The sequence below is a fragment of the Salinivibrio sp. IB643 genome, assembly GCF_001996105.1.
Taxonomy (GTDB): Bacteria; Pseudomonadota; Gammaproteobacteria; order Enterobacterales; family Vibrionaceae; genus Salinivibrio; species Salinivibrio costicola.
In genome coordinates, this window is record NZ_MUFF01000016.1 from 18507 (window position 1) to 34691 (window position 16185).

The window sequence follows — 16185 nt, forward strand, 5'->3', positions numbered from 1 at the left end:
GGCGTATGACCCACGTAATCGTTACCTCACAAAACCCTGCCAAGATTTCTGCCGTTAAAGCAGCATTTTATGACGTTTTTCCCAATACCGACTTCACGTTTACCGGCGTGTCCGTACCCAGTGATGTCGCCGACCAACCCATGACAGAGAAAGAAACCTATTCAGGCGCATGCAATCGGGTTCGGCATGCACAAGGACGTTATCAAGGCGATTATTATGTGGGGATAGAAGCCGGCTTGGATGGCCAACATACCTTTGCTTGGATGATCATAGCAAAAGACGACGCGCACGGCGAAGCACGCTCAGCGTCACTTCCCCTTCCACCAGACGCGCTCAAGGCATTGCATCAAGGCGAGGAGCTCGGTGATGTGATGGATCGAATGTTTAGCCAACAAAATGTAAAACAAAAAGGGGGCGCCATCGGTATGCTTACCGGATACCGATTAACGCGATCAAGCGTGTATCATCAAGCTTTGATCATGGCACTGATCCCGTTTATGCATCCACACCTTTATCGCTAAAAACCCAGCGCTAAAAACCCAGCACTAAAAACGGAGCCCGTGGGCTCCGTTTTTGTTTGATAGACAGGGGATCAAGAGCAGGTTTGCTCCGCCTCGCGCTTGAGCAAGTCGGCGAGCCAAATTTTGGTATCCTCATCCATCCGCTTTAATTCGTTAGAGCCTCGGGTCACGGTCGCGATCCCTACCCCAAGTAACTGACTGAGCTGGCGCTGACTCATTCTGCCTTCTAATAATTCGTGCAAGATATTGATCCGAGCGACCAGAGTATCTCGCTCATCAGGCGTCAGTAGTGCTGTCAGTAATGCATCATCGTTATCGTCTTTTCCTGCTAAACGCACTAAAGAAATAACATCTTGCCAACCAGAGAATGCAGGCGATTGCGACATGGTTTCCTCTCGCTCTTTACGTGATGACAGCAATGATAACATCAATAGCGCTGAGCCAGCTCGTGCGCACTTAAAAATTGCACCGGCTCACCTAACAGCTGACGATAATAAATGTCGAACATCAAGACGTTCTGTACATAATGGCGCGTTTCGTAAAACGGAATCGACTCAATAAAAGCAATCGCATCCATATGACCTTGCGATCGTTCCAACCAACGCGACACGCGATGCGGGCCGGCGTTATAGGCCGCGAATGCCAAGATACGATTACTGTCGAAACGATCTAACATCATTTTTAAGTAACCGCTGCCAAGACGAATATTGACGCCCGGATCACTCAAGCTAGCAGGGCCTTGATAATCAAATCCCAGCTGACGAGAGGTTTCGCGTGCCGTGCCTGGCATTAATTGCATCAAGCCTCTTGCACCCACATGGGATACTGCGCGGGTAAAAAAGGCACTCTCTTGACGCGATAAGGCCATCAGTGTGGTTTTGTCTACGCCACGCTCGCGGCTGAAAAACTCAAACCACCACTGGTGTGCTAACGGGAAGCGGAGTGACAAATGGTCCCACATTTTTCCCGCAATCGTGGCTTGAACCGCGAAGTGGTACCAATGTTTTTTATTGGCATAGGCCGCCAGTAAGGCAATCTGCTCATCACTGGCACGTTGTAATACATAATACCATTCACGCTTAGCCGCATAGATTTTATCGAGCGCGATAAGCTCATTCACTCTTGCCACTACATCATTGATCGGCATTAACCCTGCTTCTTTTAGGACTGCTGTGCGTGAGGGTATTGAAATCGGTTTGTCTAAATGCTGCGCCGCTGCCACGCTATAGAAATTACGCTCACCAAGCATGGAAGCAAATGCTTGATTTGCTGACGCACTATCACCAAGCTCTAGCTTGATTCTCGCCTGCCAATACCGCCACTTTAAAGACTGCTGAGCCGCTTCGCTGAGCAATGCGCGCCACTGATCCAGCGCGTGCCAGTCACCCTCGATAAGTGCAAGGCGAAACCGTCTTTCCAATAAACCATCATCATGACTCTGACGCAGCATACGATCTCGCCAGCCAGCCAATGCAGGCTCGTCATCATTCATTAATTGGCCAATCAAGTAATCGGCAATGTCTTGTCGCTCTCGTTTATCGTAATGCTGGCCCTCGACCGTGCGACGAAAGTGGCGAATGGCTTGCGCTTCATCCTTGCGAGCCAAACGCTCAAACGCCAAGCGAGTCAGTTTTTGATTAAACGGCGTCACATAACTGCGCTTCGAAAAGTCGGCCACGTTCTCAGGTTGGTCATATAAGTCCAACACCTGCTTGCCAACCGCACGATCCGCCTCGGGTAACTGGCGTAACAAATAACGCATCAAACTGCGGTTGCGCGCATCGAATGTTAGAAGCATACGCTGCAATATCAAGTCACCGGTCAGCAGCCCTTGTTCCGATAAAAAATCGAATAAGTCATTGCAACTGCTATCCACGGATTGACCCGACAAATAGAGCGATTTGGCGCCACTGCGCGCTAAAGCCTGATTCCCCGCTTGACTGTGCGCATAATAATATTGGCACTGATAACGTTCACCTCTTGGCACATCTGACTGAAACGCGATCAAGGTCTTCCAATCTCCTCTGTCCGCCAGCAGGGTAAGATAATCCGCACGCAAACTATTCGCGAATGGCATGGTGCTATAACGCTGAATAAAGTTAGTGACCGCGTGGTGAGGCTTTTTAGAAAGATTACGAGTGAAATCACGATAATCGAGATACGGATACAAAGGATAATCACGCAGTTGTGCTTTTAAGCGCTGAAACTGATGCAAATCGCCGCTTTCAATCGCATCGATTGCCGCTTCATACTGGCGCTGGTGCGGTGTCATTTGACGACTATCAGGGCTGGCGGAAGCCTCAACCATCGGGACTGATAAGCTGGAAATCAACACGAACCCTGACACCCATACAGGAAAGAAGGCACGGGCGTGACGAAAAGTCGCTCGATATACTGACTTGATTGGCCCGGATAATGCGATGAATCGTTCCATGTCAAAGATCGCTCCTATTGTATGCAACACCGACTGTGTAACACCGAGTAGACAACAGCTCCGCCCGCAAATTCCCTGTAGGTGGTAAGCGTTGTTTGTCGGCACGTCTCGCCATATTAATGACCGAATATGACAATCACTGTTAAACTTGGCAAAGTTAACGTTAGAATAGCGTTTTTTATACCACAACGATTAACGTGAGCAGAAATGGCTGAGTACGTATATACCATGTCGCAGGTGAGCAAGATCGTGCCACCTAAGCGTCAAATTCTTAAAGATATTTCTTTGTGTTTCTTCCCAGGCGCCAAAATTGGGGTGTTGGGTCTCAACGGTGCCGGTAAATCGAGCCTGTTGCGCATTATGGCCGGTATCGATACCGAGATTGAGGGCGAAGCCCGTGTGCAACCCGGGATCAAGATCGGGTATCTCCCGCAAGAGCCGAAGCTGGATGAAGAAAAGACAGTCCGGGAAACCGTTGAAGAAGCGGTCGGTGACGTCAAAGATGCATTAACGCGTCTCGATGGTGTCTATGCCGCTTACGCTGATCCAGATGCCGACTTCGATGCCTTAGCGCAAGAGCAAGGTGAACTCGAAGCACTGATCCAAGCTAAAGACGGGCATAACCTCGATAATACGTTGGAGCGTGCAGCAGATGCACTGCGTTTGCCCGAGTGGGATGCGCAAATCAAGCACCTTTCAGGGGGCGAGCGTCGTCGTGTTGCTATTTGCCGTTTGCTACTCGAAAAGCCCGACATGCTGCTGCTTGATGAGCCAACTAACCACCTAGACGCTGAATCCGTTGCATGGCTTGAGCGTTTCTTAGTCGACTACTCTGGTACCGTCGTTGCTATTACGCACGACCGTTACTTCCTCGACAATGCAGCGGGCTGGATTCTTGAGCTTGACCGTGGTGAAGGTATTCCGTGGGAAGGCAACTACTCATCTTGGCTCGAACAAAAAGATGTACGGTTAAAGCAAGAAGCGTCGCAAGAAAAAGCGCGTCAGAAAACCATTGAGAAAGAGCTTGAGTGGGTTCGCCAGAATCCAAAAGGCCGTCAGGCGAAATCAAAAGCCCGTATGGCCCGCTTTGAAGAGCTCAACACCACGGACTATCAACGCCGTAACGAGACCAACGAGCTGTTTATCCCACCAGGTCCACGTCTGGGTGAAAAAGTCATTGAGGTCAATAATCTGACCAAGTCGTTTGGTGATCGCATCTTGATCGATGACTTATCCTTTAGCGTGCCCAAAGGGGCAATTGTCGGTATTGTTGGTCCGAACGGCGCGGGTAAATCAACCCTATTTAAGATGCTCAGTGGCACAGAAACCCCAGATAGCGGCACCGTTGAAGTAGGCGATACCGTACAACTGGCCTCGGTCGATCAGTTCCGAGACAGTATGGACGATAATAACACCGTCTATGATGAGATCTCCGAAGGGGCGGACATCATTCGCATCAATAACTTTGAGTTACCGGCACGCGCTTATGTGTCACGGTTTAACTTTAAAGGCAGTGACCAACAAAAACGCATTGGTGATTTGTCAGGCGGTGAGCGTAACCGCGTCCACCTCGCCAAATTGCTAAAAGCTGGCGGTAACGTGTTGCTCCTTGACGAACCGACTAACGACTTGGACGTGGAAACGCTCCGTGCACTTGAAGAGGCACTCTTAGAGTTCCCAGGCTGTGCCATGGTGATCTCGCACGACCGCTGGTTCCTTGACCGTGTCGCGACCCACATTCTTGACTATCGAGATGAAGGCCAAGTGAACTTCTTTGAAGGTAACTTTGCTGAATACACCGATTGGTTGAAAAAAACACTGGGTGCACAAGCGGCGGAGCCGCACCGGATCAAGTACAAGCGTGCAGTCAAATAATAACGCATACCACGGTAAGGGCAGCGACGGCTGCCCTTTACCTTCCCACTCTTCATCTTCTCACTCGTCATCTCAATAAACCGTATTGCCGCCTGTACTTAGCTCAGCAGAACCACGAAAACGTTTTAAATGTGAGACAAGCCACTAAATCAGTATTGTGATTGCCCCATATCACCTACACTAGAGACAGTGAATGAGGAGATGTCATCATGACAGAGCGTAGAAAATTTTCCCGCGTCATGTATCGTGTGCCGGCAATACTCAAACAAAACGAGCAGCAATGGCACGCACAGGTACTGGATCTATCTCTCAAAGGCGTGTTGCTCAGCCGTCCTGAGAACTGGCAAGCTGATCCCGAACATAACGCGTTTCTACTGGTGTTTTACCTCCATGACTCAGATGTAGAATTAGACATGGACTGCATTCTGGTAAATAACTGCGAAAATTATCTCCACCTTTACATCGATCACATTGACATTGATAGCGCCAGTCATTTAAAAAGGCTCGTTGAACTGAACGTGGGTAACGATGAACTGCTTCATCGCGAGCTTGCGCAATTGACTGACCACATGGCGGAACCGAACGCTTAATCCGCACGGTCATGGACGGTATTTAATGCAGGCCAGCAGTAACCAGTCATGACAGACCATATCCATATTGCCGTAACGCACCCGAACGGGGTGAAACACTATACCCTCTGCCCGACCCGTAAAAAGGTCGTGCAAACCCTTGCATTAGTGATACTCGCGGCTCTCACCATCACCTTTGCTAGCCTGTACCTGCTTTCTGAGCGTTCGACCGAGGCCGAAGCGGCTGTTGAACGATTACGCCAAGAGCGCGCGACCTTAAATAACGAGGTGGCGATGTTGCAACAAAAACGTGATGCGCTGTCACAAACCATCGAGAACAAAGATGTTGAACTCACCGCCCTGACACAACGCGTGGTCACGGTTGAAGATATGCTCGGGCTAGAATCAGTGGCTAAAGACGCCTCGCTCACTCACCGTCTCGATGTCGCAGCGATTAACTCAGCGGTGCGTTACACCATGCTCCAGCTAATCCCGAATGGTAAACCGCTTGAAAGCTACCGACGCTCCTCGGGATATGGCTCACGAACTCACCCTGTGACAGGGAAAGAAAAATTCCATATGGGCTTAGATTTGACCTCAGACGTCGGCACGCCGGTGTATGCCCCCGCGGATGGCGTCGTCGAATATGTCCGTCCCAGCCGCCGCAAAGGCTATGGTAACTTTATCAAAATCGACCACGCCTTTGGCTTTATGACACTCTATGCCCATTTGGATAAATTCAATGTCCGGAGCGGGCAATTTGTGAAAAAAGGAGATTTAATTGCATGGTCGGGTAACACCGGATTATCAACTGGCCCGCATTTGCATTATGAAGTGCGCTTTTTGGGCCGCGCCCTTGACCCACGTCGCTTTATAAAATGGAGCACTGAAGAGTTCGATTCCTTACTCGAAAACGAAAAACGCGTGAGCTGGGGACATTTGGTCGCCGTGGTGGAAAACTTGGTCCAAACCCAGGTCCAAGTCGCCAACATGCCCGCCCCTAACCCACCGCTAAGCACCGCACAGCAGCGTGACGCAGAGGATGATCGCGCCCCGGCTAATGCCGCTATGTGGCTCAAGCAACCGCCGCTATAACTCTTCTAATACTGCCAACGCATCTGACAACTTGCTCACACCGTACACGGTCATGCCTTCAAGCGTCTGTTTGGGCATATTGGCTTTAGGGACAACCGCTTTTTTAAAGCCATGTTTCGCCGCTTCCATTAACCGCTCTTGCCCACTGGGTACCGGGCGAATTTCACCGGCCAAACCGACTTCGCCAAACACGACTAATTCTCTTGGCAAAGGCCGGTCTCTAAAGCTTGAGATCAACGCAAGCAACAAGGCCAGATCCGCGCTGGTCTCAGTCACTTTGACGCCACCAACCACATTCACAAACACATCTTGATCAGACATTTGCAGCCCGCCGTGCTTGTGTAACACCGCCAATAACAGCGCTAGACGATTTTGCTCTAACCCCACAGCCACCCGACGGGGATTAGCCAATTGCGAATAATCCACCAGCGCCTGTATTTCGACCAATAATGGGCGCGTGCCTTCCCAGACGACCATGACCGAACTGCCAGAAGTTTGCTCCTCACCACGGGAGAGAAAAATCGCCGACGGATTACTCACTTCCTTCAACCCCTGACCTGTCATGGCAAACACGCCCAGCTCATTCACCGCCCCAAAACGGTTTTTGTGGCTGCGTAAAGTGCGAAAGCGACTATCGCTCGATCCGTCCAATAACACCGAGCAGTCGATACAATGCTCAAGCACTTTCGGGCCTGCCAGTGAACCATCTTTGGTCACATGTCCGACCATAAAAATGGCCACATTGTTTTGTTTGGCGTAACGGGTTAAGGCGGCGGCAGATTCACGGACTTGTGCCACGCTCCCAGGCGCCGATTGCACATCGGCGACATGCATCACCTGGATGGAGTCGATCACCATGATCTTAGGCTGCTCTTTTTTCGCAACCTGACAAATGGTTTCAACGCCCGTTTCAGACAATAACTTAAGCTTATCTTTGGGTAACCCGAGTCGGTCAGCCCGCATCGCGACTTGTTGGAGCGATTCTTCCCCGGTGATATACAGTGTCGGAAAATGGTGTGCTAAGCCCACCATGGTTTGCAATAGTAAGGTACTTTTACCCGCGCCAGGGTTACCACCGATAAGAATTGCCGCCCCCGGCACAATGCCACCACCGAGTACCCGATCAAGCTCTTTAAAACCGCTGCTTAGACGCGGTACTTCTTGCAGGTTAATATCTTGTAAGGTTTGTACGACACCCTCGGCACTGCCGGTATAACCGGCGTATTTTTCATTGCGTGCGACTTGAGGCGAGGCCGCTAACCTCACTTCGGTAATCGTGTTCCACGCCCCGCATGCAGAACACTGCCCTTGCCAACGCGGAAAATCTGCCCCACAGTCATTACACACGTAGGCTCGTTTTGTTTTTGCCATTCGCTCTCCAATACGTATGATGTCAGCTAAGTCACAAAATGATTGCTATCTTATTCATTATCCCGACACTTTTCAGAGAAGATGCCGTTAACAAAGTAAGCGATTACTTTACCAGACTTTGCCATGAAGCAGGATGATTACCAGGGACTGATTGAGCAACTGCTTCCTCTGTCCCAAACCCCGAAATTTGAGGTGTTGCTCGATAAGCTCACGGCTAACGAGCCCAGCTCCGCAAAGCTGCTGATCAAAATGGAGATCAGACGGCTGATAACCCCATGCAATCGCGCCATCGACTTACGCGGGAAAGTGGATGGCGACTGCCACGAATACAGCCTGCACGGTCAAAAGCACTGGCTCGATGATGTGGCGATTAACCGCTACTACGATCGCCTCCCTATGTATAACGGCCAACTCACCCAAGGATTATGGGAAGATTTGCATAACACACCGAATAACTTTCGGGTGAAGCACGAAAAAGAGAAACAGCACCAACAACAAGGAAAAGGGCCGGTCAGCGATGCGTCACAGTCGGCACTCTTACCCGAAAAGCTGACATTTGGTCATTACTTATCACGCAGTGAAAGCCGCATTCATTTTGCTACACAAGTCTTAATTACGCTCAACACTGGCCATGAAGTGCATGGAGTGACCAGTGATTTATCGAACTCGGGCTGTCGGGTTCGTGTGCCTGCTGCGTTCGATTATCCACCGAGCTCAGAGGTGGTGGTTCGCTTTACCACTCTCGCACAAACATACCCGGACCCCGATCTTGAACAGGGGTTGAGTTATCGGATTATCGGCGTCGATGACAACAAAGACTCGACCAGCAATGTCTGGCTGCGGCTGCGGCTAGACACGAGCAGTGACGCGATAAAACAAGCATTAGAAGCAAAAATGACCGCGCCAGATTTTCGCGGCAAGCAAGATGGCGAAGACAAACTGCTCACGTTAAAACTACAAAGTTACGAGCAATCTTTTTTGCATCATACCAGTGTGTTACCGCTCTATTTCGCACAAGATAAAATGGAATATGTGCTACAAACGCGACAGAATCAAGAGCTATGGGCCTACTGGCACGATAACCGTAATCAACCCGTGATCAATCATCTGTTTAACACTGAACGGTTATCACTGCTCCAACTCGACGGTGCCTCCACCAACCAGCTGTTGCTGTACTGCTTTTCTGTTGAAAAAAACAAACAGCGTTTTTTCTACTCCGCCTCCCCCAGTGAAATGAGCGAAGAAGAGCGCCAGCTTTTTTGGCACCTGGGAGCCAAGCGCGCCTCGTGGCGCGTGTTTAAAGTGACGATGTCTGCCATTAATGCGACAGATATTGAACGCCTCCAAGATGTGTCACCCGATTGGCTTAACACCCTCAAAACGCTGACCCATGTTGCGCTGGTACAAGATGTCACTCATGCCGACGGAAGACGCAGTTACCTTGAACACCCAAAACCTCAATGCTCTAGCCAGGTCCTGCGACGTTTTTTACACCAGCGCAACCCCGTTTGCCGTGCGCAGCTCATCTCATCCGATCGCCAGCCACAACGACGGGAGCCCCGATACGTTTATCGATCGGAAGTATCAATGGTTCACGCTGAACAAGGGCCTCTGAAAGGTCAGCTGATTGACTTTTCCTCTGGAGGACTCAATGTGACGCTGACGCAACCGTTTCAAGGGGCAAGAGATGATCTTGTCTCGGTATCGCTCGATACATTTGTCAATATTGACCCGCGCGCTCCCTTGGTCGATATGCCGTATCAAGTGATTCGAGTGAGTCCGAAAAGAGACAATATTCAGCTAAAACTGACCACCGAGTCACCGAATACCCGGCGCCGACAATACTTACGCCGATTGATTGAACATAACCAGGATAAGTTAACAGTACTCGATGAACGCTTACCCGATCCGCCTCTGGTTTGGGCCATGCACCAGCTGTTGCTGACGCGTTTGACCGTACAGCCCTATTTTGTCCAACGAGATAATGGCGCTTTGTCGGTGTCTGCTGTTGGGATCAACTTACCACCGGGCCCCTTATACCGTTTTCTCGAACGGGCGGGTGGCGGACGTCAATTATCTTTTTATCCGGTTTTCGGCGATAAAATTTTAACGCGAACCCATGAAGTCACTCGCCCATCGCAACCGCTCAATGAATTAGTCCGTGAGTACTTTGTGTGGATAGATATCCAAGCCGACAAAGTGCGAGCGGTATATACCTTTGCCGATAGCGAGTTTGAATCGGACGATGCACGACGTAAATTCGTTCAGTTGGCACAAAAAGGCGGCACGTTTGCCGTGATACGCAATCGCATGACGCCTATGACTCACGCAGAGCAAGACATTGAGCCATCACAATTATCGGCGCTACTCAAGCGTGACAGCCATAAAGCACGCCAACTCGAAGACGAATTTATCTCGCTGTGTGCGTACGGTGAGTTAGTGGATGTCACCGACGAAGTATTGATGCGCTTGGGCCGTTAACGCGGTTGCCAGCTAATTTTCCCCGCTCGCAGGCTCGCAGAGAGTACGCAAAGCACCCCTCCGAGCCAACAATGTTTCACTGCGGTTTGTGCTCGAGCATTCACGGTTGGCTTGGCGTGATAGGCAATGCCGAGTCCAGCCGCCTCCATCATTGCCAGATCATTGGCGCCATCCCCGACCGCTAAGGTATTCTCAGGATCAATATCGTACTGCTGCGCCAGTGTGGTTAAAATATCCGCTTTACGCTGGGCATCGACAACAGCCCCTACCACGTCGCCAGTCAATTTGCCCTCGTCAACGCCAAGCTGGTTTGATTCGGCATAATCTAACCCTAACTGATGCTGAAGGTGATCAGAAAAGTGAGTGAAGCCGCCAGACGCGATTGCCACGTACCAGCCGTGTGCTTTTAAGCTTGCGACTAACGCCGCCATTTCTGGCATTAACGGTAAATGCGCTTTCACCTCATCAAGAACAGCAATATCTGTACCTTTAAGCGCAGCCACACGTTGGCGCAGGCTCGCCTCAAAATCAAGCTCTCCGAGCATTGCCCGCTCTGTCACCGCCGAGACCGCCTCACCTACACCTGCAAGTGCGGCAATTTGATCAATACATTCAACCTCAATGGCTGTTGAGTCCATATCAAACACAGCCAATCCAGGTTTACTTAAATCTGGCAATGCGTGCAGATCTGCACAATCTAATCCGAGAGCATCAATCACGGCTCGGTGATCGGGCGTGAGCTCACCACTCATTAATAAAATCTGATACGGGCCGACACACCACGCATCCATGACGTCGACTGCGTGACCGGTAAAAAAAGCAATATTGTCTAAATGATCAACGCTAATGGTCTCAGCGAAGAGAATCCAGCCACCGTTTCGGCGTCGATAGGGAAGCGTGCGGGTAACAGTGGGAAAGCGACGATACAGTCCGGATGCGCGGTAAATTGCCAAGGGCTTAGCCTTATCCATGGTCAGTATTTTCCTTTTCAGCTCTCAAGCAGAGCCTCGTCAATAAAACAATCGAGTTGAGGCTGTGATACCATAAAAAGTGTACTCAGCTCCAGTGCTAATTACGCCGTCAACACGGCTTTGAGGTAGGTATGTTTTCAATTTCGCGCAAAGCGCTACGGCGAACCACTCGGTGGGGAATTCTGATCAGTGCATTCAGTGCCATTGCGGCGTTAATGCTCTATAGTACGACCTTAAGCCAACGCCAGTATCAAGCGCTTTATCAGCAAACCGATCAGCTCGCCCAGTTAATGACACGTCAAATCGGCGCGCAAGCCTATGATGCATTGGTCGACAAAAATTACCAGCCACTGCAAACCCTCGCCGACCAGCTAGCGACCGAGCCTTTGATTCGCGATGCCAGCTTTTATCAACTTAACGGGCGCCCCGTTGTCCGCTCTACCCATGCGTTGCCGCTTGAAACCGCCGTGGGCCTCACCACGCCGCTTGGACTCGAAAGCGAAGGACGACAGCAATTAATGACGCCCATTAGCCGTGATGGCGATATTATCGGCTTTTTACGCCTCACGCTTGAACACCATTCGGTGATTGATCATGCCAAACAACAGATCCAATCGACCATTACTGAGCTTCGTGCCCTACAGGGATTGGCGCTGTTTCTCGGCGCGCTATTGATGGCCATACTACTACGGCGCGACAACCGATCAAGCATACTGCCTTGGTAACGCCATCATAGTATCGACAACCTAGTCAGTTAGAGAGAGGCAACAAAAAAAGAGATGGCACGCTGCCATCTCTTTTTATTGCGATCACTCGGAGACGATTACAAGAATGACTTGCCGTAATCCATTGGTGAGGTATCAAAATAATGTGCCAACGATTGGCCAATATCCGCAAACGTTTCGCGGCGACCTAGCGAGCCAGCTGGCACTTTTTTACCATAGACCAATGCCGGGATGTGCTCACGAGTATGATCCGTACCTGGCCAGGTTGGATCACAGCCGTGGTCTGCAGTCAGTAGCAGCACATCATCGTCTTCCAACATCGCCATAATTTCAGGCAAGCGGCGGTCGAAATACTCGAGTGCAGCTGCATAGCCGGCAACATTACGACGGTGACCATAGGCGGAATCAAAGTCGACAAAGTTAGTAAAGACTAAACTGTTGTCGCCCGCTTCTTTGATCGCATCTTTAGTGGCATCAAACAGCGCTTCAAGGCCAGTTGCTTTGATTTTCTTGGTGATCCCACAGTGAGCATAAATATCAGCAATCTTACCAATAGAAATGACATCACCGCCTTTCTCATCGACAATTTTTTGCAGTACGGTGGCTGACGGTGGCTCAACCGATAAATCACGGCGGTTACCGGTACGCTCGAACTGGCCTTTACCTGGACCAACAAACGGGCGCGCAATCACACGGCCAATGTTGTAGTCTTCCAGCTCTTCACGCACGATCTGGCAAAGATCATACAGATTGTCTAGCCCAAAGGTGTCTTCGTGGCAGGCAATCTGGAACACAGAGTCTGCCGAGGTATAGAAGATCGGTTTCCCGGTTTTCATGTGCTCTTCACCAAGATCGTCGAGCACCTGCGTTCCCGATGCATGGCAGTTACCGATATAACCCGGTAGCCCTGCACGCTCAACAATGCGGTCAAGCAGTACTTCTGGGAAGCTATTGGTCAGATCAGAAAAATACCCCCACTCAAACAAGACAGGCACACCGGCAATTTCCCAGTGGCCAGATGGAGTATCTTTCCCTGACGACAGCTCTTTGGCATGCGCATAAGCACCAATGATCTCGGCGTGAGGATCCAGTCCTTCAGGGAAATAATCTGATGATTCTTCACAGGCTTTACCGAGTCCAAGTTTGGTCATGTTAGGCAAAGACAGTGGACCTTTGCGATCGGCGTTGTCGGCTTCACCTTTTGCGCACGCTTGTGCGATGTGGCCAAGAGTGTTAGCACCTTGGTCACCAAATTTTACGGCGTCTTCAGTGGCGCCAATACCAAATGAGTCTAAAACTAATACAATTGCGCGTTTCATGATCGCCTCCATTAGACGTCTTGTAAGCTGATACGACGATATACGTCCGGCGTAGAACTGGGTGCCTCATCAGCTACTTTCACTGCGGTTCGCACCGCATTGGCCGCTTGTTGCCATTGCTCTTCAGTTTGAGCGTGGAGCATGGCGAGCGGTGTTTGCTCATCCACGTTTTGCCCCAGACGAATCATTTCGTTCAACCCAACGGCATAATCAATTTTATCGCTGGCAACCCGACGGCCGCCACCTATTTCTATAATAGCCATGCCCAATCCCCGCGTATCCATCGCGTTGACCGTTCCAGCACGGTCGGCATAGACAGGCTTAATGACTGACGCTTTGGCCAGGTATTGATCCGGCGACTCGACAAAGTCAGAGGGACCACCTAGGCCTGCGACCATTTTGGCAAAACACTCGGCAGCACGACCGCTATCCAATGCGTGATCCAATTTTTGTTTCGCTTGCGTCACATCTGACGCTAGCCCGCTCACCACCAGCATATCCGCACACAGTGCCATGGTCACATTATACAGGCGAGGGTTGCGGTAACGACCGGTCAAAAAGTCGACCGCTTCTTTCACTTCCAATGCATTACCCGCCGACGATGCCAACACTTGGTTCATGTCAGTGAGTAACGCACTGGTTTTGGTGCCGGCACCATTGGCCACGCCCACAATCGATTTCGCCAGCACCTCTGAATCTTGATACGTGGGCATAAACGCCCCCGATCCTACTTTGACATCCATGACCAAAGCATCGAGACCTGCCGCGAGCTTTTTCGACAAGATTGATGCTGTGATCAATGAGATATTGTCAACGGTGGCGGTGACATCTCGGGTGGCATACACACGTTTATCGGCCGGTGCCAAAGAGCCAGTTTGGCCAATGATCGCCACGCCAGCATCACGTGTGACATCACCAAACACCTGGTTGCTTGGCATGATGTTATAACCCGGAATAGACTCCAGTTTATCAAGTGTGCCGCCGGTATGGCCTAAGCCACGGCCTGAAATCATCGGCACATAACCGCCGCATGCCGCCACCATAGGGCCCAGCATTAACGAGGTTACATCACCGACGCCCCCTGTCGAGTGCTTATCCACGACGGGGCCATCAAAATGCATGTGTGACCAATCGATGGTCATACCGGAATCGCGCATCGCACAGGTCAGAGCCACACGCTCATCCATGGTCATATCATTGAAGTAAATCGCCATCGCAAATGCAGCAATTTGGCCTTCCGACACTGAGTCATTCGCAACACCCTGGATGAACGAATAAATTTCTTCTTTGCTTAACGCGATGTTGTCGCGCTTCTTACGAATAATTTCCTGAGGTAAGATCATGCATCCTCCTTACTAGCTCAATACGTGAGCGACCGAGGACACGACCCTCGATCGCCCCACTGTTTGGGTGAGTGGCAACTTGATTAATAGCCACCTTCAGCCGCTTTTTCGCCTTCACCCAAGGTGTGGAGTAAGTTCGCCAACAAGCTAGATGCGCCAAAACGATAGTGGCGGTTATCGGCCCATTGGTCGCCGAGAATGCGATCGGCCATAGCCAGGTATTGCTGCGCATCTTCTGCGGTGCGCACGCCACCGGCTGGCTTAAAGCCAACACGTTCTGCAACGCCTTTGTCTTTGATCACATTCAGCATGATCTCAGCCGCTTCAGGCGTGGCATTGACAGTCACTTTACCGGTAGAGGTTTTGATAAAGTCGGCCCCCGCCTCAATGGCAATCTCCGAGGCGCGCTTGATCAGGGCCTCAGTTTTGAGTTCACCGGTTTCGATAATCACTTTAAGCAACACCTTGTCACCACATGCCGCTTTACATTGTTTCACCAGCTCAGCGCCAGTACTTTCGTCACCAGCAATCAGCGCACGGTATGGAAAAACGACGTCCACTTCATCGGCGCCATAGGCAACGGCAGCTTTGGTTTCTGCCACCGCAATATCTATGTCATCATTGCCATGTGGGAAATTAGTCACGGTCGCGATACGGACATCTGGCGTGCCTTGTTCGCGTAATGTTTTTTTCGCAATCGGAATAAAGCGCGGATAAATGCAGACAGCAGCCGTATTACCCACAGCCGTTTTCGCGTTCTGACACAGGGTGATCACTTTTTCATCGGTGTCATCATCATTCAGCGTGGTCAGATCCATTAATTTGAGTGCGCGTAGGGCCGCGGTATGTAATTCGTTCATTGGATATCTCCAGTCCTCATTCTTTTGCCAAACAGGTATTGGGTTGGCCACTGTGTTGGCAACCGTCACTTATAGCCGGTTGCTGCTCAGCGGACTTGGCTCCATAAAGTTTGAGGCTGGACCTTGCGCCGCCTTCAACCAACCATCCTTGTTGCCGCGTGCAAACACATTTGTGTTCGCAGTTCTACCATTGGACGTTTTCGATTGGGGCTAGCCACACCTTTGTTGCTAACCATAAGAGGAAAATAAAGATTGTGGCGCCACCAAACTTTGACGGCCTTCACTTATTTTACCAACGCCGTTTCGGCAAAACTAGTTTTTACCGTTTCTGTTGGAAAATACAGTGTTGCTTGGCAGAATCAATACGGGTTAGCTGAAAAACCGTTCGATAATCCACTGGTAGCCGATCCCACCTAAGTAGACACCAACAATCCCCATCACACCCGACAAAACCGGTGGCGCGGGGATAGGTAACTTGATAGCACTAAACAAAACACCGACTAAAAACCCGGCGACTACCGCAAGGAGCACTTCCTGCATCGTTTTTCCTTATTTTGTTAACTAGCTTCACTTTATTTATCGGATACTCCCTGAGTATACACCCTATAAAAAAACGCCACA

At 50.5% G+C, this 16185-nt stretch carries 14 protein-coding genes; 6 read left to right on the plus strand and 8 right to left on the minus strand.

Annotation, left to right across the window (positions count from 1 at the left end; genetic code table 11):
- Nucleotides 1–5 precede the first annotated feature (5 nt).
- A complete protein-coding gene (yjjX, locus tag BZG77_RS08805) occupies nt 6–521 on the plus strand; it encodes an inosine/xanthosine triphosphatase (RefSeq protein WP_077646963.1) in 516 nt (171 codons plus the stop codon).
- A 71-nt stretch (nt 522–592) separates the two neighbouring features.
- Here the strand turns inward: yjjX and trpR are convergent, their stop codons facing one another.
- A complete protein-coding gene (trpR, locus tag BZG77_RS08810) occupies nt 593–907 on the minus strand; it encodes a trp operon repressor (protein WP_077646983.1) in 315 nt (104 codons plus the stop codon).
- A 41-nt stretch (nt 908–948) separates the two neighbouring features.
- The gene (sltY, locus tag BZG77_RS08815; protein ID WP_077646964.1) at nt 949–2955 is read right to left on the minus strand and encodes a murein transglycosylase; all 2007 of its coding nucleotides are present in this window, start codon (nt 2953–2955) and stop codon (nt 949–951) included.
- Between the two features lie 207 nt (nt 2956–3162).
- Between sltY and ettA the strand changes: the two genes are divergently transcribed.
- From ettA to BZG77_RS08830, 3 genes are all read left to right on the plus strand, one after another.
- Complete coding sequence (gene ettA / locus BZG77_RS08820) at nt 3163–4830, plus strand: energy-dependent translational throttle protein EttA (RefSeq protein ID WP_021023650.1); 1668 nt, start codon at nt 3163–3165, stop codon at nt 4828–4830.
- A 209-nt stretch (nt 4831–5039) separates the two neighbouring features.
- On the plus strand, nt 5040–5420 hold the full coding sequence (locus BZG77_RS08825) for a PilZ domain-containing protein (RefSeq protein WP_021023649.1): 381 nt from the start codon (nt 5040–5042) through the stop codon (nt 5418–5420).
- Nucleotides 5421–5468: 48 nt separating this feature from the next.
- Nucleotides 5469–6494, plus strand: a complete 1026-nt coding sequence (locus BZG77_RS08830; RefSeq protein ID WP_077646965.1) for a peptidoglycan DD-metalloendopeptidase family protein — start codon at nt 5469–5471, stop codon at nt 6492–6494.
- Here the strand turns inward: BZG77_RS08830 and radA are convergent.
- The gene (radA, locus tag BZG77_RS08835) at nt 6489–7865 is read right to left on the minus strand and encodes a DNA repair protein RadA (protein ID WP_077577104.1); all 1377 of its coding nucleotides are present in this window, start codon (nt 7863–7865) and stop codon (nt 6489–6491) included. The two genes, BZG77_RS08830 and radA, sit on opposite strands and share 6 nt — an antisense overlap.
- A gap of 123 nt (nt 7866–7988) precedes the next feature.
- Between radA and BZG77_RS08840 the strand changes: the two genes are divergently transcribed.
- Nucleotides 7989–10346: a PilZ domain-containing protein gene (locus BZG77_RS08840; RefSeq protein ID WP_077646966.1), complete on the plus strand. Its 2358-nt coding sequence runs from the start codon at nt 7989–7991 to the stop codon at nt 10344–10346.
- Here BZG77_RS08840 and serB read toward each other — a convergent pair.
- Complete coding sequence (gene serB, locus BZG77_RS08845) at nt 10343–11317, minus strand: phosphoserine phosphatase (RefSeq protein ID WP_077646967.1); 975 nt, start codon at nt 11315–11317, stop codon at nt 10343–10345. The two genes, BZG77_RS08840 and serB, sit on opposite strands and share 4 nt — an antisense overlap.
- Nucleotides 11318–11448: 131 nt before the next feature.
- Here serB and BZG77_RS08850 point away from each other — a divergent pair, with 131 nt between their 5' ends.
- The gene (locus tag BZG77_RS08850) at nt 11449–12042 is read left to right on the plus strand and encodes an AhpA/YtjB family protein (protein ID WP_077646968.1); all 594 of its coding nucleotides are present in this window, start codon (nt 11449–11451) and stop codon (nt 12040–12042) included.
- 98 nt (nt 12043–12140) lie between these two features.
- On the opposite strand, the gene deoB is transcribed toward BZG77_RS08850, so the two are convergent.
- The 4 genes from deoB to BZG77_RS08870 all read right to left on the minus strand — a co-directional run bounded on the left by deoB (nt 12141) and on the right by BZG77_RS08870 (nt 16104).
- A complete protein-coding gene (deoB, locus tag BZG77_RS08855; protein ID WP_077577110.1) occupies nt 12141–13361 on the minus strand; it encodes a phosphopentomutase in 1221 nt (406 codons plus the stop codon).
- 11 nt (nt 13362–13372) lie between these two features.
- Complete coding sequence (gene deoA, locus BZG77_RS08860; protein WP_077646969.1) at nt 13373–14704, minus strand: thymidine phosphorylase; 1332 nt, start codon at nt 14702–14704, stop codon at nt 13373–13375.
- Between the two features lie 83 nt (nt 14705–14787).
- Entirely contained in the window at nt 14788–15564 is a 777-nt protein-coding gene (gene deoC / locus BZG77_RS08865; RefSeq protein WP_077646970.1) for a deoxyribose-phosphate aldolase, read from the minus strand.
- 369 nt (nt 15565–15933) lie between these two features.
- Entirely contained in the window at nt 15934–16104 is a 171-nt protein-coding gene (locus BZG77_RS08870) for a XapX domain-containing protein (protein WP_021023640.1), read from the minus strand.
- Nucleotides 16105–16185 lie beyond the last annotated feature (81 nt).